Origin of the sequence: Azospirillum endophyticum, from assembly GCF_016595245.1 — a bacterium.
Lineage (GTDB): Bacteria > Pseudomonadota > Alphaproteobacteria > Azospirillales > Azospirillaceae > Azospirillum > Azospirillum endophyticum.
In genome coordinates this window covers 196,630-215,556 of sequence record NZ_JAENHM010000044.1, presented here as the reverse complement: position 1 = coordinate 215,556, position 18,927 = coordinate 196,630, and the positions used below count along the sequence as shown (strand labels likewise).

Sequence of the window (18,927 nt, the reverse complement as noted above, 5' to 3'; positions counted from 1 at the left end):
ATTTTGGCGGAGGGTCCGATACGGCCTCGAACGGCGGATTCGGTGCATCATCGAAGCCGTGCCGCAATGTCGCGCGGAGGAGGCGCGGGTCCGAGAGGATGCGTTCATGCTATCCTGCCATCCGGCTTCGACTTCACCGGCAACCGGACGACATGATCACCGCCGTCAGCGACCAGGACCGCCTCATCCCCCTCTCCCTCCCCGCCGGCGCCGGCCGCCTGTATGTGAAGGATTGGACGCCTGACAGTGACGGCGCCCTGCCGCCGATCCTGCTGTTCCACGATTCGCTGGGCTGCGTCGACCTGTGGCGCAGCTTCCCGGCCCGTCTCGCGGCACGGACCGCAAGACGGGTCGTCGCCTATGACCGGCTGGGCTTCGGCCGTTCCGACCCGCATCCCGGACGCCTCGTCCCCGGTTTCGTCGCGGCGGAGGCGCGCACCGTCCTTCCCACCCTGCTGGACCGGCTCGGCATCGGCGCCTTCGTCGCCTGCGGCCACAGCGTCGGCGGTGGCATGGCGGTGGAGACGGCGGCGTATTTCCCGACACGCTGCCGGGCGCTGGTGACCATCGCCGCCCAGGCCTTCGTGGAGGAGCGGACGCTGGACGGCATCCGGGTGGCGAAGCGGGACTTCCAGGACCCGGACCAATTCGCCCGGCTGACGAGATACCATGGCGACAGGGCGCGCTGGGTGCTCGATGCCTGGACCGAATCCTGGCTGTCCCCGGAATTCGCCGACTGGAGCCTCGATGCCGCGCTGGAGACGATTCGCTGCCCGGTCCTGGCCCTGCATGGCGACTGCGACGAATATGGCTCGTCGGACCATCCCGCCCGCATCGCCGCCGGGCGTGGAACGGTCCGGATGCTTGCCGACACCGGCCATGTCCCCCACCGCGAGCGCGAGGACGAGCTGGTCGAGGCGATCGGCGGCTTCCTCACCCGGGTCTGACCGACCCGATCGAACCGTCAGGCTCCAGGCTGGACCGGTGCGCCGCCCGCGGCCAGCGCCGTATCCAGCAGTTCGGCCAGCGCGCCGACGCGGTAGGGCTTGGGCAGCACCCGCACCCCCTCGATCCGGGCGATGTCCTCGCTGTAGCCGGTGGTCAGCACCACCGGCAGGCCGGGCCGCAGGCGCCGGGCGGTGTGGGCGAGGTCGATGCCGTTCATCGCCCCCGGCATCACCACGTCGCTGAACAGAATGTCGATGTGCAGGTCGCTGTCGGACAGCAGCCCCAGCGCCTCCTCGGCGTTGGCGGCGCGCAGCACGGCATAGCCGATCTCGTCGAGCGCCGCCGCCACCATGCTGCCGACGATCGGGTCGTCCTCCACCAGCAGCAGGCGCCGGCCCGACGCCCGCGCGGTGCCCTGCGCCCGCTCCAAGGCCGGTGCCGCCACCGGCTTGGCCGTCCGCGGCAGGAACAGCGAGACCGCGGTGCCGCGGCCGGGCGCGCTGTCGATCTCCACCCGGCCCGACGATTGCCGGGTGAAGCCGTAGACCTGCGCCAGCCCGAGCCCGGAGCCCTTGCCGACCTCCTTGGTGGTGAAGAAAGGCTCGAAGACGCGGGCCATCACCTCCTCCTCCATGCCGGTGCCGGTATCGCTCACCGTCACCTGGACCAGATCCGTCCCGCCGCCCTCACCCGGCCGGTTGCGGGCGGCGACGCGCAGCCGGCCGCCGTCCGGCATGGCGTCGCGCGCGTTGACGGTCAGGTTCAGGATCGCCAGCTCGAACTGGGTCGGGTCGACCTCCACCGGCCACAGCCCCGGTTCGACGTCGGTCTCCAGCGTGATGTCGGCGCGGATGGCGCGGGTCAGCAGGTCGGCCATGCCCAGCAACCGGTCGCGGACGTCCATCGCCTCCGGCCGCAGGGTCTGGTGGCGGGCGAAGGCCATCAACTGCTGCACCAGCTTGGCGCCGCGGTCGATCGCCTGCTGGCCGGTTTCCAGCAGCGGCTGGATCGACGGCTGCTTCGCCCGGCGGCCGACCAGCTGCAGGCAGCTCGACAGCGCCTGGAGCAGGTTGTTGAAGTCATGGGCGATGCCGCCGGTCAACTGGCCCATCGCCTCCATCTTCTGGCTCTGGCGCAGGGCGGCCTCGACCTTCTCGCGTTCGGCGATCTCGGCGTTCAGCGCCTGGTTGGCGCTGGAGAGGTCGCGTGCCCGTTCGGCCAGATCTCGGTTCGCCCGCGCCAGTGCCGCCTGCGCCGCTCCCAGCACCAGCACGATCAGCAGGGTCATCGCCAGCAGCAGCGCCATGCCGACATAGCGTTCGGCCCGGCGGGCGAAGGACTCCAGCTCCGTGCGCAGAGACACGCTGCCGATGCGGTGTCCGTCCTGCATCACCGGCACGCTGACCGTCAGGGTGTCGTCGTCGAAATGATGGCCCGGCGGTTCGGCCATCGGCAGCACCGGCTTCATTCCGGGCGCGGTATAGGCGGCGAACAGGTCGCCGCCGCCGTCATAGACGCCGGCGGCCTCGAATTCCGGGCTGGCCGACAAGGCCGTCAGATACTCGCCGGCGGTGGTCCTGTCGTTGAAGCTCAGCGCCGCGGTGACGGTGGCGGCCAGGATGCGGGTCTGCACCTCCACGTCGCCGACCTTCTCCTCGCGAAAGGCGGTCTCGCTGGCGACCGCCATCAGGCCGCCGGCGATCAGCAGAACGGCCATCGCCAGCACCGTCAGACGCGGCGTGTGCCGCCAGAGTCCGGCCAGATCGGTCACGCCCCGCCCTCCCGCTTTCTCGTTGCCGGCTTTCCGATCGTCGGCTGTCTCATTGCCGGACCGCCAGGCTCATCAGCTTTGAACTGACGCTCAGACGGTTGTCCTGGGCCGCTGCCGCATCGATGACGAAGCGGACCCGGTCGTCCTGCAGCACGAAGGTGACGACGGCTCCGGCCATCGGGCCGCCCGGCGCATCGGCATCGCTGATCGTCAGAACCGGCTCGCCGCGCAGCCCGTCCTGGCTTCCGCTGCCGTAGAGCAGATGGCAGCCCGATCCGCGGTCGAACCTCGGGCGGCGCCACAGTTCGATGGGGCGGCCGCCGGCGCTCTGCCCGGCGACGGCGCGGTCCAGCAGGTCGCCGAAGGGATCCGGCCCGGCCACGCAGATCCGGAAAGGGACTTCGGCCGTGGCGAAGGCGGATTGCGGCCAGGAGACGAAGGCGATGAACTTGTAAAGGAAGGTCGCCTTCACCGCCGCCTCCAGCGGCTCCGCCGCCGTGGCGAGGGACGGCGGCCCACCGGCCAGCAGCAGGGCCAGGGCGAAAACGCAGCGATTGGGGAAACGCCGGTTCCCCATGCTCAGAACCCCACCCGCAGGCGGGTATAGACGCTCCGCCCGATGGCGCGCGGCGCGTTGTTGGACGGATCATAGGCCTCGAGATGCCGGGCATGCAGCAAGTTCTGGCCGAACAGCGACAGCTCCAGGGACGGGGTGACGTGCCAGCCCAGATGCAGATCGGCCTCGGTATAGGCCGGAACGCCCGACACCGCGACCCGGCCGACCCGACGCAGCGTGGCGTCGAACTCCACCTCCGGCGTCAGGTTCATCCGCGACCGCAGTTGCACCTGATAGGCCGGATCCTGCCCGGCGGCCTGGAAACCGGACAGGTCGGTCGCCCCCGGCTTCAGCCGCAAATTCTTGTGCATCCAGTTGGCCCCGGCATGCAGGGTCCACCAGCTGGTCAGTCCGTAGCTGCCCCAGCCTTCGAGGCCATAGGTGCTTCCTTCCATATCGTTGCGCAGCATGACCGGCAGGCCGCCATTCGTCAGGCTGGTGGTGCGCAGGTCGTCATAGACGTTGTAGAAGGCCGACAGCGCCACCTGGCTGTTCGCGGCCGGCTGGCCGCGATAGCCGACTTCGTAGGCGGTCAGCCGTTCCGACCGAAAATCGGGAGAAGGCGCCAGGATGCCCGCCCCCGACAGCTCGCGATCGACGCGCGACGGCGTGCGGACCGACCGGCTGACCGCCGTCCACAGCAGATGCGCGTCCGACAGCCGCCAGGCGAGCCGCAGGTTGGGCAGGATGTCGAAGCCGGAATAGCTGTTGTATTCCGCCTTCATGCCGACCGTCAGCTTCAGGCGCGGCGCCAGCGTCATCTCGTCCTGGGCAAACAGGCTGCCCAGCGAGATGGTCGCCTCATCCTCCGGGAAGCCGAAGGCGACCCGCGAACGGAAGGTCGACTGCCACGCCCGGTACTGCGCGCCCCAGACCAGCTGGTGCCGCGTGCCGAGCGCCACATTGTGCTGGGCCTGGACGTCGACGGTCTGCAGCCGGTCGGTCGCGACCTGGTAGTCGCGGTTCTGCTGGTCGTAATAGGCCTGCACCTGCACCGACGACCCGTCGCCCAGCCTGTGGGTCCAGCGCCCCAGCAGATTCCCACCATGCAGGGTGGTGTCGAGCCATTCCGTATGGTTGCGGTAGAGGTCGCCCTGCAGGGTATAGGATGCCACCCCGCCGCCGGCCGTTCCATCCAGCCGGAATCCGGCCTGTGCCCCGTCGAAGCCGTCGGTGGAGGCGTCGCCCGGCGTCACCGCGTGGCTGCTGCGCCGGTCGAAGCCGGTCAGGTAACCGCGCAGGGCCATCTCCCCCATCCTCGCCCCATAGCGCAGCGTGCCGTTGCGCTCGCCGGAGCCAGTGCCGAGTTCGGCGAAGCCACCCCTGGACTCGGGGCCCAGGCCGTCGCCGGCGGACTTGGTGATGACGTTGACGACGCCGTTGACCGCGTTGGCTCCCCACAGCGTGCCGCCCGGACCGCTGACCACCTCGATCCGCTCGATTTCCGAAAGCGGGACATTCACCGCCTCCCAGAAGACGGTGGAGGCGACCGGCGAATAGACGCTGCGGCCGTCGACCATCACCTGCAGCTTGTTGGCGGATTCCGGCGAGTTGAAGCCGCGGGCGGTGACGGTGTAGGCGGCGGTGTTCAGCCGCGCCACCTCCAGGTTCGGCGCCAGCCGCAGCGCCTCGGGCAGGCTGGTGGCGCCGGACCGCCGGATGTCCTCCGCCGTGATGACATAGACCGACGCGGCCGCATCGCTCAGCGGCTCCGGCCGTCTGGAGATCGAGGTGACCTTGACCGATCCCAGCTCCTCGATCGACAGGGTCGACAGATCCTCGACCGTCTGGGCCGGTGCCCCGTTCGGGAGCAGCATCAGCGACAACGACAGGGCGGCCGCCAGCCTGCGGACCGAACCGACGTCATTCTCAGGCCTGCGGCACCGGCTTTCCCGACGGGTGTCTGGCCATGGCATTGGGGCTGGCTTGCTCTGTTCAGTGTCCGGACGAACGAGCTTTATAGCAGCCCAGGCTCCGGCTTCACGCTAGGCGGAACGGCCGAATGCTACCTAGAGCTTTCGGGCGGCTGCCGGCCGGGTTCGGAGCCGGCTCCCGCCAAGCGCTCGCGCTCGCGCTCGGCCCGCAAGGTGGCGAGTTTCGATTCCAGCTTGCCGATCTTCCTGTCCAGCTTGCGCAGGCGTTTGCGCGGCGCCTTCGCTTCGGCCGATTCGGCTTGGAGTCCCTGCGCGATCCTTCGGTTTATCGCCGCCTTCGCCGCATCGCCCAGCCGCTTCCATCCCTTGACCTCCGCTTTGCTGCGGTGGCAGCCCAGGCAGGCGCCGTTTCCGCCGAACCGGCAGAGGCCGATGCAGGGATTGCGGGTGTCCTTCTTCGATATGGCTCCCACAGGGTTTTCGCTCATGACGCCCGTCGCATGCTTTTCTCCGCTCGACGACAATGTGCGCCAGGATTCGCGCGCGACAATAGGAGCGGGGCAACGGGATACGTGCAATGAGCCGGCCCGGCGCCATTTCCGATATTGTAGGGAATTTCTTCTTTAGAAATCCGTACATTGAATGCGGCAAACCGCCGCACCGGGCGGATTCCGGACATATTTCCATACAATACACTTGATGCACGGGCGTTACTTATCCATACAAGCGGCATCGCCGGATCGCCGTCGCTCCATACGCCTGCCGGGCGGCGAGCGAGCGGCCGGACGGCTTCTTCGTGCCAGGTGAGCCATGCCCAGCGATGCGCCCAGCGACGCCCCGACCATCACCCGACGCCCCGACCATGCGGCTGCCAACCCGGATCCGCCGCCGGCCTATGCGTCCCACCGCAAGATCCATCCCAAGGCGGTGCGGGGGCGATACCGGCGCCTGAAGTCGGTGCTGGGCGTGGTCCTGCTGGCGCTGTTCGCCATCCTGCCCTGGCTGCGCTGGGACCGCGGGCCGGGGCAACCGGACCAGGCGGTGCTGTTCGACCTGGACGGCCAGCGCTTCTACATCTTCGCGCTGCAGCTGTGGCCCCAGCATGTCTATTACGTCACCGGCGTGATGATCATCGCCGCCATCGGCCTGTTCCTGGCGACGGCACTCGGCGGGCGGGTCTGGTGCGGCTTCACCTGTCCGCAGACCGTATGGACCGACCTGTTCGTCTGGGTGGAGCGGCGGGTGGAGGGCGATCGCGGCGACCGCATCCGGCTGGACAAGCACCCGTGGACCGCGGCATGGCTGGCGAAGAAGACGGTCAAGCATGCGGCGTGGCTGGCGATCTCCGCCGTCACCGGCTTCTTCGGCATCGCCTATCTGACCGACGCGCCGACCCTGGCCCTCGATCTGCTGCGTTTCGACGCTTCGGCGCTTGCCGCCGGGTCCGTCCTGTTCATCGCCGGCTGCACCTATGCGATGGCCGGCTTCATGCGCGAACAGATGTGCTTCTACGTCTGCCCCTGGCCGCGCATCCAGGCCGCCATGCTGGACGAGGACAGCGTGGTCGTCACCTACCAGGACTGGCGCGGCGAAGGGCGCGCGCCGCTGCGCAAGAGCGAAGGCTGGGACACCCGGACCCACAAGGGCTTCGGCGACTGCATCGACTGCGGCCAATGCGTCCAGGTCTGCCCGACCGGCATCGACATCCGCGACGGCATCCAAATGGAATGCATCGGCTGCGGCCTGTGCGTCGACGCCTGCAACGACGTGATGGTGCGGATCGGCCGGCCGGGCGACCTGATCCGCTTCGACACCCTGACCGCCCAGGCGGCGAAGGCGACCGGCACGCCGCCGCCCCGCTACCGCCTGATCCGGCCGCGCACCATCGTCTACGGCCTGATGCTGGTCGTCGTCGTCGGGGTGATGGCCATCGCGCTGGCGATGAAGTCCAGCAACGACGTCTCCGTGCTGCGCGACCGGGCGCCGCTGTTCGTGACGCTCAACGACGGCCGCATCCAGAACGCCTACACCATCAAGATCTCCAACATGTCGCTGGTGGAGCGTCACTATCGCCTCACCCTGTCCGGCCTGCCGCAGGCCAGCCTCAGCCTGTCGAGCGACGGCACGGAAACCGGCGAGCTGTCGCTGTCGGCCCGTGCCAACGCGGTGGAGACCTACCGCATCCAGGTCCGCGTGCCGCAGGCGGCCCTGTCGGCCCCGTCCACGCCGCTGACCGTCACGCTGACGCCCGAAGGCGGAGCCGGCCAGCCGGCCCGGCATGACAGCGTCTTCCTCGCCCCGTGATCGATCACGCGGCGTGGATCGCCTTCGCCCCAGGTTGGGGATTATCGGAACCTTGCGGCACCGACAAGGGAAAGCGCATATGATACCGACGGTGCCGCAGCATGCGGGTAAGGGAACGGCCAGACCATCCATGCAATCCGATAACCTGGAAAACGCCGGACAGTCGGACACTGGCATCTGGCAACCCGATCTGACCGGGCGGGCCAAGCCGGTCTATCTCGCCATCGCCGACGCCCTTGCCGACGACATCGCCAGCGGCCGGCTGTCGGCGGGTCAAAGGCTACCGCCGCAACGTGTCCTGGCCGACCGGCTGGGGGTGGACCTGACCACGGTCAGCCGCTCCTACAGCGAAGCCCGCCGCCGCGGCTTGCTCGACGCCCGTGTCGGTCAGGGCACCTTCGTCCGTGCGCAGTCCGTTGCGGCGAATGACGTCCCGGCGCAGAACGCCTCGCCCCGGCGCGTGGCCGCCGCTCCGGCCGCGATCATCGACATGACCATGAACCAGCCGCCGCTGCCCGATTCACCGGAGCTGCTGGACCGCGTGAGCCGAGGGCTGGCCCAGGCGATGGAGCGGCTCGATCCCCAGGCCCTGCTGCGCTACCAGGAGGCCGGCGCCGGTCTCCAGACCGGGGAGGAGGACCTCGCGGCCGGCGCGCGCTGGCTGGGCAGGCGGCTGCCCGACCTCCGTGCAGGCGACGCCGCAGGGCGGATCGTCGTCTGTCCCGGCACGCAGAGCGCCCTGCTCGCCTTGCTGTGCATGCACACCCGCCCCGGCGACACCGTCTGCACGGAGGAGCTGACCTATCCCGGCTTCAAGGCGATCGCGCGGCAGCTCGGCCTGCGGGTGGTCGGGGTGGCGATGGACGGCGACGGCCTCGATCCCGACGCCCTGCGTGCCGCCGTCGCGGCCCATGCCCCGAAGCTGCTCTACTGCACCCCCACCCTGCACAACCCGACGACGGCGACCCTGCCGGCGGAGCGGCGCGCCGCCATCGCCGCCATCGCCCGCAGCCACAATCTCCCGATCGTCGAGGATGACATCTACGGCGTGCTGCCGCAGGACGCCCCGCCGCCGATCGCCGCGGTGGCGCCCGACGTGACCTTCCATGTCGTGGGCCTCGCGAAATGCGTGGCACCGGGCCTGCGCATCGCCTATGTCGCCGCCCCGGACGCGCGGCAGGCGGCCCGCCTGGCCGCCGCCCAGCGGGCGACCATCCTCGGCACGCCGCCGATTCCCGCCGCCGTCGCCACCCAATGGATCGCCGACGGCACCGCCGACGCGCTGCTCGCCGCCATCCGCGCCGAGGCGTCGGTCCGCCAGCGCATGGCGCGCGAGGTCCTTCCCCATGCATCGATGGCCGCGCATGCGGAAGGCTTCCATCTGTGGCTCAGCCTGCCGCCGGGCTGGACGCGCGGGGAATTCGCCGCCCATCTGCGCGGCCACGGCATCGCCGCCGCCGTCAGCGACGTCTTCCTGACCGGCGGAACGGCACCGGAGGCCCTGCGCATCTGCCTGGGCGCCCCGGTCGGCCGCCCCGACTGCCGCCGCATGCTGGAAACCCTAGCCGACGCCCTCGACCAGAGTCCCGCTCTGGCGGGGATCGTGATCTGAGCCGTCATGCCGGCGGTCATCGAGGGAGACCGCTGGTATCAGACCAGATCCCGCGCCATGCCCGACCGGATCAACAGGTCGGTATCGGGCGAGAAGCGCGCCTTCAGCGGCAGCATTGCCGCCCCCAGCACGCGGGCCATCGGGCCGATCGACCCCGCCATCACCGGCGCCGTCTTCAGGCCCGACCGGTTGAAGCGTTCCACCGCTTCCGACAGCCTTTGGGTAAAGCGGTCGCGCCAGGACGGCGGCAGGAAGCCGTCGACCACCACCTCCTGGAAATCGATGACGCTCAGCGCGGAGACGACGGCGCGCGATAGCTCGGCGCTCGCCGTGTCGGCCCAGGCGTCGAAGATGGCGTCCGCCTTCTCGCCGCTGCCGTCGGCCAGGGCGGCCGACAGCGCCGCCGACGGGTCGATCCCGGCGGCCTCCAGCGCGCGCTCCAGCAGGAAGACGGAGGCGCTGTGGATCAGCTGCCCGGGTGGAGCTCCCGGCCCGGCCGGCATGGTCGGCATGGATCCGATGGCGCCGGCATTGCCCTGCTCGCCGCGATAGAGGCGGCCGTCGATCACCACCCCGCCGCCGATGAAAGTGCCGAGATAGATGTAGAGCGCGCTTCGGCTGGTGATGGCATGGCCGGCGATCATCTCCGCCGCACAGGCCGCCGCCGCGTCGTTGTAGAGCGTCACCGGCAACCCGGTCGCGCGCGCGAAGGCGCCGGCGATGTCGGCGTCGCGCCAGCCGTCCAGCGCGCCCGGCGCCAGCCCCAGTTCGGCCGACCAGGCATGGATTTCGTCCGGCATGGCGACGCCCAGCCCGACCACCCGCGACCGCGCCGCCGGCGACAGATGCGCCAGCAGGCCCCCGGCCTGGGTGATGGCGGTGGCGATCGTCGGCTCCGGCAGCGGCGCGTCGTAGCGCACCCGGCTCGCCCCCAGCTCCTCCCCCAGCAGGTTGATCAGGATCGCCTCGACGCTGCGCCGACCGATCTTCACCCCCAGCGCATAGGCCCCGTCCGGATTCGGCGCGATCGGAGTGGAGGGTTGTCCGACCTGCCCGCGCACCTTGTCCAGCTTGACCAGCAGCCCGTCTTCCAGCAGCCGGTTGACGATCACCGACGCCGCCTGCCCGCTGAGCCCAGTCTCCCGCGCGATCTCCGCCTTGGACAGCATGCCGGTCTGCAGCAGCGCATGCATGACCAGCCGCTCGTTGTAGGCGCGCAGCCCGGTGGTATCGCCGCCCCGCATCCTCCCGCCGCCTCCCCGCCTCGAATTCCCGCAACAATCCGTATAACAACCAATATAACAAAACCAAAGTGATTTAATTAGTGCGACTCGGTCACCATCCTGGCCAAAGGGCCGGTCATCTTCGACGCTTCGCAACCGTAGCAAGCCGCGCCCGAACGGGGCAAGCGATACCGCGAAAACGGCTTAAACCCTGCCTTCTTCCCCCTGCCCGTTCGAGAATGCCAGTTCGCCGGACCAGCGGTTTCGCCGACGTCGTGGGCGCCATCAACGCTGCGCCGCACCGAATATTAAAATCAATGTGATTTATCTATTGCGCCTCCCGGCCCGCCGCGCCATAGTGTTGGTGTGCCCTACAAACCGAATGCCGTGGACGCATGCGGATGTCGGGCGACCAGTCGCAAAGGCCGGCGGGGCGGCAAGCCTCCGCCGAACCGGCGTGCCGCAACCGGGGCGCGGCCGGACGGACATTGGGGAGGAAAACAGGAATGAAGCGTGCACTTTCCTTGATCGGCGCGGCGGTCGCCGCGTTTCTCGGCAGCTCCGCCCAGGCGGAGACTCTGTCCATCGCCACGGTGAACAACGGCGACATGATCCGCATGCAGAAGCTGTCGGAGCATTTCACCAAGGCGCACCCCGACATCACGCTGAACTGGGTGACGCTGGAAGAGAACGTGCTGCGCCAGCGCGTCACCACCGACATCGCCGCCAAGGGCGGCCAGTACGACATCCTGACCATCGGCACCTATGAGGTTCCGATCTGGACCAAGCAGAAGTGGCTGATGCCGCTGAACAAGCTCGGCGCCAACTACGACGTCGAGGATCTGCTGCCCTCGATCCGCAGCGGCCTGACCACCGACGGCACGCTCTATGCCGCGCCCTTCTACGGCGAAAGCTCGATGGTCATGTACCGCAAGGACCTGTTCGAGAAGGCCGGCCTGACCATGCCGGAGGCGCCGACCTGGGCCTTCGTCTCCGACGCCGCGCGCAAGCTGACCGACAAGAAGGCCGAGGTCTACGGCATCTGCCTGCGCGGCAAGGCCGGCTGGGGCGAGAACATGGCCTTCCTCAGCGCCATGGCGAACTCCTTCGGCGCCAGCTGGTTCGACATGAACTGGAAGCCGCAGTTCAACACCGATCCCTGGAAGCAGACGCTGACCACATATCTCGGCCTGATGAAGGACGCCGGCCCGCCGGGCGCCTCCTCCAACGGCTTCAACGAGAACCTGGCGCTGTTCCAGTCCGGCAAATGCGCGATGTGGATCGACGCCACCGTCGCCGCCTCCTTCGTCTCCAACCCGGCGCAGAGCAAGGTCGCCGACAAGGTCGGCTACGCGCTGGCCCCCGACACCGGACTCGGCAAGCGCTCGAACTGGCTGTGGGCCTGGAACCTCGCGATCCCCGCCAGCAGCAAGAAGGGCGATGCGGCGCAGGCCTTCATCTCCTGGGCGACCTCCAAGGACTATCTCGACCTCGTCGCCAAGGAAGAGGGCTGGGCCAACGTGCCGCCGGGCACCCGCAGCTCGCTCTACGCCAACGCCGAATACCGCAAGACGGCCCCCTTCGCCGACCTGACGCTGAAGTCGATCCAGGCCGCCGACCCGCAGCACCCGACGGTGCAGCCGGTCCCCTATACCGGCGTGCAGTTCGTCGCCATTCCCGAGTTCCAGGGCATCGGCACGGCGGTCGGACAGACCTTCTCCGCCGCGCTCGCCGGGCAGACGACCGCCGACCAGGCGCTGCAGACCGCCCAGACGATCGCCACCCGCGAGATGACGAAGGCCGGCTACATCAAGTAAGCGGTCACGCCTGATCAGACCGATCGCATCTGGGCTTCGTTCGCAGACAGGGTCCCTCTCCCCTTGCGGGGTGGGATCGGCCAAACGCCAACGGCGTTTTGCCGACCCGCGGGGTGGGGTGAGGGGTTGCAAATTTAGGCTTCCTCCCCGGCCTGACGGCCGTCGCCCCCTCATCCCAACCCTTCTCCCTCAAGGGGAGAAAGGCTTCGGAAGCGGACTGTCCCCGGTCTCACTTCAAATGCGATTACCCTGACGCCTAACCGCGCATCTCACAACGCCGTTACCCAAGGGTCGAGCCATGGCCACCGCCCACTCGCGTGCCGCCGCGCGCCTGACGATGTCTCCGGCCGTCATCCTGCTGCTGTGCTGGATGCTGATCCCGCTCGTGATGACGCTCTACTTCTCCTTCCTGCGCTACAACCTGCTGATGCCGGGGACGGAGGAGTTCATCGGCACGCTGAACTACCAGTATTTCCTGACCGATCCGGCCTTCTTCGCCGCGCTCGGCAACACGCTGGCGCTCGTCGGCGGGGTGCTGGTGCTGACCATCGCCGGCGGCATCGGGCTGGCCCTGCTGCTCGACCAGCCCTTCTGGGGACAGGGGATCGTCCGCCTGCTGGTCATCGCCCCCTTCTTCGTCATGCCCACCGTCTCGGCGCTGGTGTGGAAGAACATGCTGATGAACCCGGTGAACGGCCTGTTCGCCGCCATCGCCAAGGGGCTGGGCCTCCAGCCCTTCGACTTCCTGGCCGAGGCGCCGCTGTCCTCGATCATCCTGATCGTGACCTGGCAGTGGCTGCCCTTCGCCACGCTGATCCTGCTGACCGCCCTGCAGTCGCTCGACAGCGAACGGCTGGAGGCGGCGGAGATGGACGGCGCCGGCGCGGTCGACCGCTTCATCCACATCATCCTGCCCCATCTGGCGCGCGCGATGACGGTGGTGACGCTGATCCAGACCATCTTCCTGCTGTCGGTCTTCGCCGAGATTCTGGTGACGACCAACGGCGGCCCCGGCACCGCCACCACCAACATCACCTACCTCGTCTATGCCCAGTCGCTGCTGCAGTTCGATGTCGGCGGCGGCTCCGCGGGCGGCATCGTCGCCGTCGTCCTCGCCAACATCGTCGCCGTCTTCCTGATGAGGATGATCGGCCGCAACCTGGACATTTGACCATGGCGCGCGCCGCAACCAACCGCAAAAAACTGGTCGTGACCCTGGTCGCCTGGACCATCGGGATCGTGATTTTCTTTCCCATCCTGTGGACAGCGCTGACCAGCTTCAAGACCGAGGCCGAGGCGGTGGCGACCCCGCCGACCTTCCTCGCCTTCCACTGGACGCTGGAGAACTACACCGAGGTCCAGCAGCGTTCCGACTATTTCCTCCATTTCTGGAACTCGGTCGTCATCTCGGTCGGCTCGACGCTCCTCGGCCTGTTGGTCGCCGTTCCCGCCGCCTGGTCGATGGCCTTCGTCCCCGGCAAGCGCACCCGCGACGTGCTGATGTGGATGCTGTCGACCAAGATGCTGCCGCCGGTCGGCGTGCTGATCCCGATCTACCTGCTGTTCCGCGATTTCGGGCTGCTCGACAGCCGCATCGGTCTGGTCATCGTGCTGACGCTGATCAACCTGCCGATCATCGTCTGGATGCTGTTCACCTATTTCCGCGAAATCCCCGGCGAGATCCTGGAAGCGTCGCGGATGGACGGCGCCGGGCTGCGCGACGAGATCCTGTTCGTCCTCCTGCCGATGGCGGTGCCCGGCATCGCCTCCACCCTGCTGTTGAACATCATCCTGGCGTGGAACGAGGCCTTCTGGACGCTGAACCTGTCCGCCTCGCAATCGGCACCGCTGACCGCCTTCATTGCCAGCTACTCCAGCCCGGAGGGGCTGTTCTACGCGAAACTGTCGGCCGCCTCGACCATGGCGGTCGCGCCGATCCTGGTTCTCGGCTGGTTCAGCCAGAAGCAGCTGGTGCGCGGCCTGACCTTCGGCGCCGTGAAGTAGGGGGAACCCGCTATGGGTCAGATCACGCTCGACCGCGTCACCAAGAGCTTCGGCGACATCGCCGTCATCCCGCCGCTGGATCTCTCCATCGGCAATGGCGAGTTCGTGGTGTTCGTCGGCCCGTCCGGCTGCGGCAAGTCCACGCTGCTGCGGCTGATCGCCGGGCTGGAGGATGTGTCGTCCGGCACCATCCGCATCGACGGCAAGGACGCGACCGCCCTGCCGCCCGCCCAGCGCGGGCTGGCGATGGTGTTCCAGTCCTACGCGCTCTATCCGCACATGACCGTGCGCAACAACATCGCCTTCCCGCTGAAGATGGCCCGGCTGGACAAGGCCGCCATCGACCGCAAGGTCGAGGCGGCGGCCAAGGTGCTGAACCTCACCAACTATCTCGACCGCCGCCCCGGCCAGCTCTCCGGCGGCCAGCGCCAGCGCGTCGCCATCGGCCGCGCCATCGTCCGCGAGCCGACCGCCTTCCTGTTCGACGAGCCGCTGTCGAACCTGGACGCAGCACTCCGCGTCAACATGCGGTTGGAGATCTCCGAGCTGCACGCCAGCCTCGGCACCACCATGATCTACGTGACCCACGACCAGGTGGAGGCGATGACCATGGCCGACAAGATCGTGGTGCTGAACGCCGGCCGGATCGAGCAGGTGGGCTCGCCCATCGAGCTGTACGGGCGTCCGCGCAACCGCTTCGTCGCCGGCTTCATCGGCTCCCCCCGCATGAACTTCATCGAAGGGGAATTCGCCCGCGGCGACGGCGCCGACTGCATCGGCATCCGCCCCGAACATCTCGTTCTGTCCACGGAGTCCGGCCGCTGGGCCGGCACCGTCACCGTGTCCGAACATCTGGGCTCCGACACCTTCGTCTATGTGCAGGTGGACGGCATCGGAACCATGGTGGCGCGGGCCGGCGGCGAGTTCCCGGTCCATCACGGCGACCGCGTCTGGCTGACGCCGCAGACCGAAAAGATCCACCGCTTCGACGCCGAGGGCAACGCCCTGCCCTCGACGGCGGCGGGCATGAAAGTGGCATGAAAGGGTTCAGTCCGATGACCAGCCCCATGAAACGTCTCGACGGCAAATCAGCCATCGTCACCGGCGCCGCCCGCGGCATCGGCCGCGCCTTCGCCGCCGCCTATGTCGCGGAGGGCGCCACCGTCGCCATCGCCGACATCAACCTCGCGGCGGCGGAGACGGCGGCGGCGGAGATCGGTCCCGGCGCCTATGCCGTGGCGCTCGACGTGACCAGCCAGTCCTCCATCGACGCGGCGGTCGCCGCGGTGGTGGAGCGGGCCGGCGGCGTCGACATCCTGATCAACAACGCCGCCCTGTTCGATCTCGCCCCCATCGTCGAGATCACGCGGGAGAGCTATGACCGGCTGTTCTCGATCAACGTCGCCGGCACCCTGTTCACGCTGCAGGCGGTGGCGAAGCGGATGATCGCGCAGGGCCGCGGCGGCAAGATCGTCAACATGGCCTCCCAGGCCGGACGGCGCGGCGAAGCGCTGGTCGGCGTCTATTGCGCCACCAAGGCGGCGGTGATCAGCCTGACCCAGTCGGCCGGCCTCGACCTGATCAAACACGGCATCAACGTCAACGCCATCGCCCCCGGCGTGGTCGACGGCGAGCATTGGGACGGCGTCGATGCCCTGTTCGCCAAGCATGAAGGGCTCCAGCCCGGCGAGAAGAAGCGCATGGTCGGCGAAGCGGTCCCCTTCGGCCGCATGGGCCGGGCGGAGGATCTGACCGGCATGGCGATCTTCCTGGCCAGCGGCGAGTCCGACTACATCGTCGCCCAGACCTACAACGTCGACGGCGGCAACTGGATGAGTTGAAGAACTTCCCTCTCCCGCCCCCGGTTCACCTCTCCCCCAGAGGGATCCCCTCTCCCCCCCGGGGAGAGGGTTAGGGTGAGGGGGACACACAACGAGGACCTTCAAGAATCGGACGCCCCGCGCTCTCCCCCCATCCACGCCATGCATCCCCCTCACCCCGACCCTCTCCCCGGGGGGGAGAGGGAGGATCCCCGATCCCCCGATCCCCCGCAGGACATCGCCATGACCATCGCCCTTTCCGCCGCCACCCTTCCGGACATCGCCGCGCGGGCATCGGTGCCGGCCTACGACCGGTCCGCCCTGTCCGCCGGGATCCTGCATTTCGGCGTCGGCAACTTCCACCGCGCCCATCAGGCGGTCTATCTCGACAGCCTGTTCGCCCAGGGCCGCGACCATGACTGGGCGATTCTCGGTGCCGGCGTGATGCCGTCGGACCAGCGCATGCGCGACGCGCTGGAGGGCCAGGACTGGCTGACCACCGTGGTCGAGCAATCCGGCGCGCAGAGCCTCGCCCGCGTCACCGGCGCCATGGTCGGCATGCTGCCGGTCGGCGACACCGACGTCCTCATCGCCAAGCTGGCCGATCCCGCCATCCGCATCGTCTCGCTGACGGTGACGGAGGGCGGCTACTACATCGACGCCGCCGGCAAATTCGACGCCAGCCATCCGGCGATCCGCGCCGACATCGCCCTGCCCGCGCGGCCGACCACAATCTTCGGCCTGATCGTCGCCGGCCTCGCCCGCCGCCGCGCCGATGGGACGGTGCCCTTCACCGTCATGTCCTGCGACAACATCCCCCACAACGGCGTCGTCACCCGCAACGCCGTGCTGGGCATCGCCAAGGCCATCGACGCCGACCTCGCCGCTTGGATCGAAACCTCCGTCGCCTTCCCCAACGGCATGGTCGACCGCATCACCCCGGCCACCGGCGTGCAGGAACGCGAGACGCTCGACCGTGACTTCGGCATCGCCGACAACTGGCCGGTCTTCTGCGAGGACTTCACCCAATGGGTGCTGGAGGACCGCTTCTCCGCCGGCCGGCCGGCGCTGGAGGCGGTGGGCGTGCAGTTCGTCCCCGACGTGACGCCCTTCGAGACGATGAAGATCCGCATCCTGAACGGCGGCCATGCGGTGATCGCCTATCCGGCCGGGCTGCTCGGCATCACCTTCGCCCATGAGGCGATGGAAACCCCGCTGATCCGTGCCTTCCTGCAGAAGATCGAGCGGGAAGAGATCATCCCCACCGTGCCGCCGGTGCCGGGCACCGACCTCGCCGGCTATTTCGGCATCATCGAGCGGCGCTTCGCCAACCCCAAGATCAAGGACACCATCCGCCGACTCTGCCTCGACGGCTCGAATCGCCAGCCGAAATTCATCGTCCCGTCCATCGCCGACCGGCTGAAGGCCGGTGCCGGGATCGAGGGGCTGGCGCTGGAATCGGCGCTGTGGTGCCGCTACTGCTACGGGACGGACGAAGGCGGCCTGCCGATCGAGCCGAACGATCCCAACTGGGACCGCTTGACCCAGGTCGCCAAGGCCGCCCGCGACGAACCGACCGCTTGGCTCGACATGGACGACGTCTATGGCGAGGTCGGCCGGGCGCAGCCCTTCCGCGACGCCTTCTCCGCCGCCCTGCGCGCCCTGTGGGCGGACGGCACCCGCGCCGTTCTGACCCGCTATACCGGCGGAACCAACTGAAGGACATGCCCGCCATGACCGCTTTGCCGCAGGGCGACGGCCTGCCCGACGCCTCCCGTCCCGCACCCGACGCCTTGTGCCTGGGCGAGGTGCTGATCGACTTCATGCCCGCCGGCCCGGCCCGGCCCGGCATGATCGGCGCCTTCGACCCGGCGCCGGGCGGCGCGCCGGCCAATGTCGCGGTCGGCCTGGCCCGGCTGGGAACGCGCAGCGCCTTCATGGGCCGGACCGCGGCGGACGGTTTCGGCCGCTTCCTGGCGCGCGCGCTGACCGATGCCGGCGTCGACGTGTCCCGCCTGCGCCGCGTGCCCGATGCCAAGACCCCCGTCGCCTTCGTCTCCCTCGACGAGGAGGGGGAGCGGGAGTTCCTGTTCTATGGCGAGCCGATGGCCGGCTTCTCCGCCGCCGACCTCGACCTCGATGCGGTGGCGGCGGCGCGCCTGCTGCATTCCGGCTCCATCGGCCTGATCGACGCGGCCGCGCGCGAGGCGAGCCTGCTGGCGGTGGAGACGGCGCGCCGCAACGGCCGGCTGGTGTCCTTCGATGCCAACCTGCGCCTCGCCCTGTGGCCCGACCGCGAATCGGCGGAGCGTCTGATCCGCCGGGGCATCGCCGCCGCCTCCATCGTCAAGCTGAGCGACGAGGAGCTGGAGTTCCTGACCGGCGGCGCCGACCCGGAAGCCGCCGGCCGCACGCTGTGGCATGAAGGCTTGCGGCTGTTGGTGGTCACCCATGGCCGCAACGGCTGCACCTTCCTGACCGCCGACGCGTCGGGCTCGGTGCCGGGAATGGCCGTCGCCACCGTCGACACCACCGGTGCCGGCGACGCCTTCGTCGCGGCGCTTCTGGCCGGCATCCTGGAAGATGTCGACACCGCCTTCACGCCCGACCGGCTGCACCGGATCTGCCGCTTCGCCAACGCCGCCGGCGCCCTGACCACCACCGCACCCGGCGCCATCCCCTCCCTGCCCGACCGCGCCGAGGTCGAACGGCTGCTGGCTGGTTGAGCCGGAACGTGTTTTGAAGCTTCCGGTGGTGTGACGTTCGATCCGGGATTAGAGTTTCCCGGATCGACATCTCCTTCGTCGCCGCAGCAATGAACGCCCTCTCGCTCCGGAGTGAAACACTGAACAGCACCCCGAAAACTGTTTCATGGTGTTTCAAATGTCTCATTCCAGGGGCACACTCCACCCCGGCCGGCAGTCCTAGAAACAAACTC

15 protein-coding genes are annotated in these 18,927 nt (G+C 68.8%); 10 read left to right on the top strand and 5 right to left on the bottom strand.

The window, feature by feature from the left end; translation table 11 throughout:
* Positions 1-152: 152 nt before the first annotated feature.
* On the top strand, positions 153-947 hold the full coding sequence (locus JHL17_RS14330; RefSeq protein ID WP_200194152.1) for an alpha/beta fold hydrolase: 795 nt from the start codon (positions 153-155) through the stop codon (positions 945-947).
* Positions 948-964: 17 nt separating this feature from the next.
* Here the strand turns inward: JHL17_RS14330 and JHL17_RS14325 are convergent, their stop codons facing one another.
* The 4 genes from JHL17_RS14325 to JHL17_RS14310 form a co-directional block, all read right to left on the bottom strand.
* Complete coding sequence (locus JHL17_RS14325; protein ID WP_200194151.1) at positions 965-2,719, bottom strand: ATP-binding protein; 1,755 nt, start codon at positions 2,717-2,719, stop codon at positions 965-967.
* 49 nt (positions 2,720-2,768) lie between these two features.
* Positions 2,769-3,296, bottom strand: coding sequence for a YfiR family protein (locus JHL17_RS14320; protein WP_200194150.1), 528 nt, complete (start codon positions 3,294-3,296; stop codon positions 2,769-2,771).
* A gap of 2 nt (positions 3,297-3,298) precedes the next feature.
* Positions 3,299-5,152 carry a TOL_0244 family TonB-dependent receptor gene (locus tag JHL17_RS14315; protein WP_200194148.1) on the bottom strand — a complete coding sequence of 618 codons (1,854 nt, stop codon included), beginning with the start codon at positions 5,150-5,152 and terminating at the stop codon, positions 3,299-3,301.
* 188 nt (positions 5,153-5,340) lie between these two features.
* Positions 5,341-5,697 (bottom strand): DUF1289 domain-containing protein, encoded by a 357-nt coding sequence (locus tag JHL17_RS14310; protein WP_211113418.1) that lies wholly within the window; start codon positions 5,695-5,697, stop codon positions 5,341-5,343.
* 322 nt (positions 5,698-6,019) lie between these two features.
* On the opposite strand from JHL17_RS14310, the gene ccoG reads away from it, so the two are divergent.
* Together ccoG and JHL17_RS14300 are read left to right on the top strand one after the other, a co-directional pair.
* Complete coding sequence (gene ccoG / locus JHL17_RS14305) at positions 6,020-7,513, top strand: cytochrome c oxidase accessory protein CcoG (RefSeq protein WP_200194147.1); 1,494 nt, start codon at positions 6,020-6,022, stop codon at positions 7,511-7,513.
* Positions 7,514-7,643: 130 nt separating this feature from the next.
* The gene (locus JHL17_RS14300; protein ID WP_200194146.1) at positions 7,644-9,125 is read left to right on the top strand and encodes an aminotransferase-like domain-containing protein; all 1,482 of its coding nucleotides are present in this window, start codon (positions 7,644-7,646) and stop codon (positions 9,123-9,125) included.
* 38 nt (positions 9,126-9,163) lie between these two features.
* Here the strand turns inward: JHL17_RS14300 and JHL17_RS14295 are convergent, their stop codons facing one another.
* On the bottom strand, positions 9,164-10,369 hold the full coding sequence (locus tag JHL17_RS14295) for an ROK family transcriptional regulator (RefSeq protein WP_200194145.1): 1,206 nt from the start codon (positions 10,367-10,369) through the stop codon (positions 9,164-9,166).
* 485 nt (positions 10,370-10,854) lie between these two features.
* On the opposite strand from JHL17_RS14295, the gene JHL17_RS14290 reads away from it, so the two are divergent.
* The 7 genes from JHL17_RS14290 (at position 10,855) to JHL17_RS14260 (ending at position 18,715) form a co-directional block, all read left to right on the top strand.
* A complete protein-coding gene (locus JHL17_RS14290; RefSeq protein ID WP_200194144.1) occupies positions 10,855-12,165 on the top strand; it encodes an ABC transporter substrate-binding protein in 1,311 nt (436 codons plus the stop codon).
* Positions 12,166-12,463: 298 nt separating this feature from the next.
* A complete protein-coding gene (locus tag JHL17_RS14285) occupies positions 12,464-13,336 on the top strand; it encodes a carbohydrate ABC transporter permease (protein ID WP_200194142.1) in 873 nt (290 codons plus the stop codon).
* A gap of 2 nt (positions 13,337-13,338) precedes the next feature.
* Positions 13,339-14,169: a carbohydrate ABC transporter permease gene (locus JHL17_RS14280; RefSeq protein ID WP_200194141.1), complete on the top strand. Its 831-nt coding sequence runs from the start codon at positions 13,339-13,341 to the stop codon at positions 14,167-14,169.
* Positions 14,170-14,181: 12 nt separating this feature from the next.
* Positions 14,182-15,210 (top strand): ABC transporter ATP-binding protein, encoded by a 1,029-nt coding sequence (locus JHL17_RS14275; protein WP_200194140.1) that lies wholly within the window; start codon positions 14,182-14,184, stop codon positions 15,208-15,210.
* Positions 15,211-15,224: 14 nt separating this feature from the next.
* The gene (locus JHL17_RS14270) at positions 15,225-16,010 is read left to right on the top strand and encodes an L-iditol 2-dehydrogenase (RefSeq protein ID WP_282189307.1); all 786 of its coding nucleotides are present in this window, start codon (positions 15,225-15,227) and stop codon (positions 16,008-16,010) included.
* A 222-nt stretch (positions 16,011-16,232) separates the two neighbouring features.
* The gene (locus JHL17_RS14265; protein ID WP_200194139.1) at positions 16,233-17,708 is read left to right on the top strand and encodes a mannitol dehydrogenase family protein; all 1,476 of its coding nucleotides are present in this window, start codon (positions 16,233-16,235) and stop codon (positions 17,706-17,708) included.
* A gap of 14 nt (positions 17,709-17,722) precedes the next feature.
* Entirely contained in the window at positions 17,723-18,715 is a 993-nt protein-coding gene (locus JHL17_RS14260) for a carbohydrate kinase family protein (RefSeq protein ID WP_200194138.1), read from the top strand.
* The last annotated feature ends 212 nt before the right edge of the window (positions 18,716-18,927 follow it).

Bases quoted from the DNA above. Each gene is read 5' to 3' on its own strand.
- JHL17_RS14330 (WP_200194152.1), top strand. From the start codon at position 153: ATGATCACCGCCGTCAGCGACCAGGACCGCCTCATCCCCCTCTCCCTC.
- JHL17_RS14320 (WP_200194150.1), bottom strand. From the start codon at position 3,296: ATGGGGAACCGGCGTTTCCCCAATCGCTGCGTTTTCGCCCTGGCCCTG.
- JHL17_RS14315 (WP_200194148.1), bottom strand. From the start codon at position 5,152: ATGCTGCTCCCGAACGGGGCACCGGCCCAGACGGTCGAGGATCTGTCG.
- JHL17_RS14310 (WP_211113418.1), bottom strand. From the start codon at position 5,697: ATGAGCGAAAACCCTGTGGGAGCCATATCGAAGAAGGACACCCGCAAT.
- ccoG (WP_200194147.1), top strand. From the start codon at position 6,020: ATGCCCAGCGATGCGCCCAGCGACGCCCCGACCATCACCCGACGCCCC.
- JHL17_RS14300 (WP_200194146.1), top strand. From the start codon at position 7,644: ATGCAATCCGATAACCTGGAAAACGCCGGACAGTCGGACACTGGCATC.
- JHL17_RS14295 (WP_200194145.1), bottom strand. From the start codon at position 10,369: ATGCGGGGCGGCGATACCACCGGGCTGCGCGCCTACAACGAGCGGCTG.
- JHL17_RS14290 (WP_200194144.1), top strand. From the start codon at position 10,855: ATGAAGCGTGCACTTTCCTTGATCGGCGCGGCGGTCGCCGCGTTTCTC.
- JHL17_RS14285 (WP_200194142.1), top strand. From the start codon at position 12,464: ATGGCCACCGCCCACTCGCGTGCCGCCGCGCGCCTGACGATGTCTCCG.
- JHL17_RS14280 (WP_200194141.1), top strand. From the start codon at position 13,339: ATGGCGCGCGCCGCAACCAACCGCAAAAAACTGGTCGTGACCCTGGTC.
- JHL17_RS14275 (WP_200194140.1), top strand. From the start codon at position 14,182: ATGGGTCAGATCACGCTCGACCGCGTCACCAAGAGCTTCGGCGACATC.
- JHL17_RS14270 (WP_282189307.1), top strand. From the start codon at position 15,225: ATGACCAGCCCCATGAAACGTCTCGACGGCAAATCAGCCATCGTCACC.
- JHL17_RS14265 (WP_200194139.1), top strand. From the start codon at position 16,233: ATGACCATCGCCCTTTCCGCCGCCACCCTTCCGGACATCGCCGCGCGG.
- JHL17_RS14260 (WP_200194138.1), top strand. From the start codon at position 17,723: ATGACCGCTTTGCCGCAGGGCGACGGCCTGCCCGACGCCTCCCGTCCC.